The organism is Bradyrhizobium manausense (genome assembly GCF_001440035.1).
In the GTDB taxonomy this organism is placed as follows: domain Bacteria; phylum Pseudomonadota; class Alphaproteobacteria; order Rhizobiales; family Xanthobacteraceae; genus Bradyrhizobium; species Bradyrhizobium manausense.
The window spans coordinates 1-1,568 of the sequence record NZ_LJYG01000122.1 but is presented as its reverse complement, the minus strand read 5'-3'; the positions used below and the strand labels follow the sequence as shown (position 1 = coordinate 1,568).

Genomic DNA, 1,568 nt, shown 5'->3' with positions numbered 1-1,568 from the left:
GACTTAGGGACTCAAATCAAATTTTATGCATCATTTAACTGACTTATCGTATTTTATAAGTTTTTATTTTTGTATCTTTAAAGTACACCTCAAAGTAACGTCATGACAGCAAAAATCCTTAACCTAAAATCAATGGTTTAGAAGCCGTGAAACATCCTGTTAGCAACGATTAAAACAAGTCTTAGATTTATACGTGATAATAAAAACCCAGTTCTATGCACTGGATTTTTCTATCTGGGGCTTACAGTTCAAATTTCGAATAAGAGATTTTATGTTAAATAGGTTCGATTAAGCAGATCGTCTTCTAATTTTGAACATTGCTCATCATCAATGACTCCGGTAATACTTTGTAGCCACAACCCATCTGCTGCTAAACGAAGTAACTCTAAATCAGGATGACTATCCGTTTCTGCATGTTGAGATAATCTATTTTTTAGCCATTCCATCCAAATTTTATTAAAGGTAGGCTCTGTGATCATAGTCATTGATAACGCTGACCAAGCAGAAACCACCCCATCTATTTGATGGATAAAAGAACTATGAATATAAGCTCGTGTGAATTTACCATATTCTGTTGGATCGCGTTTAATCAAGTATTCAACTGTTTGATCTAAATCAAGAATTATTTGATTGAACATTTCTTCTATCAAATTTTTTTTATTCGGGAAATGGTGAAATACCCCCCCTTTTGTTATACCTACTGCTGTAGCAATATTTTGAATAGAAACACCAGAAATACCCTTTTGAGAAACAAGAATAGTTGCCTGTTCAAGGATGCGCTTTCGAATAACCTCTGGTTGCTTCTTTTGTTGCCGAATTTCTTTCACTTAATGACCTGCTGATTGCGAAAATAAATTAATAATTATTACGCCAGATACGATAAAACCAATTCCAATTAAAGCAGGATTATCTAGTGTCTGTTTAAAAACAAAGTAGCCAACTACAGCAGTTAGAACAATCCCAACACCAGCCCATATAGCGTATGCGATACCTAAAGGGATTGTTTTAATAACTTGTGATAATAAATAAAATGCCGTGCTAAAAAAAATAAAGACCATCACGCTTGGAAAAAGTTTTGTAAACCCTTCCGATTTAACTAAAAAACTACTTCCAATCACTTCGGAAACTATTGCAAATCCAAGTAATACATAAGCGAGTAACACACTGTTCATAAGTAATCATACCTAAAATACCAATCGGAAGGTATGTTAAATTTTCAAAAAAAAATTATCAATAATTATTTTAGATTTTCTAAAATTAACATAATACATGTTATACGAAATTCTGTATAATTATCCTTATAATTCAATGCTGTAGTTTCTAGTTTATAGCCCGAGCATCCCTGTTCGGGCTTTTTTTATGACTTTTCATGTTCCACGGTTAATATTTGTATATTGTTCCACGGTTTTAATAAGTTTTGATGAACAATCACTTGCTTTGATCTTGGGCTTTCTGGCGCTGATCCTGCTCCTTTTTAAAGGCTCGTTGATCCATAATGCTGGCCATAATCATGATCGGAATCCCGATAAATAGAAATGCAATGCCTTGTAGGATCTCTTTCAGTTTTT

General features: G+C 33.4%; 2 protein-coding genes. Both read right to left on the bottom strand.

Annotation, left to right across the window (positions count from 1 at the left end; all coding sequences use genetic code 11):
- Nucleotides 1–269: 269 nt before the first annotated feature.
- Nucleotides 270–827 (bottom strand): TetR/AcrR family transcriptional regulator, encoded by a 558-nt coding sequence (locus AOQ71_RS44565; protein WP_005146114.1) that lies wholly within the window; start codon nt 825–827, stop codon nt 270–272.
- Nucleotides 828–1,172, bottom strand: a complete 345-nt coding sequence (locus AOQ71_RS42150; RefSeq protein ID WP_005146112.1) for an SMR family transporter — start codon at nt 1,170–1,172, stop codon at nt 828–830.
- Between the last annotated feature and the right edge of the window lie 396 nt (nt 1,173–1,568).

Excerpts from the sequence above, each read along its gene's own strand:
- AOQ71_RS42150 (WP_005146112.1), bottom strand. The coding sequence starts at position 1,172 with ATGAACAGTGTGTTACTCGCTTATGTATTACTTGGATTTGCAATAGTT.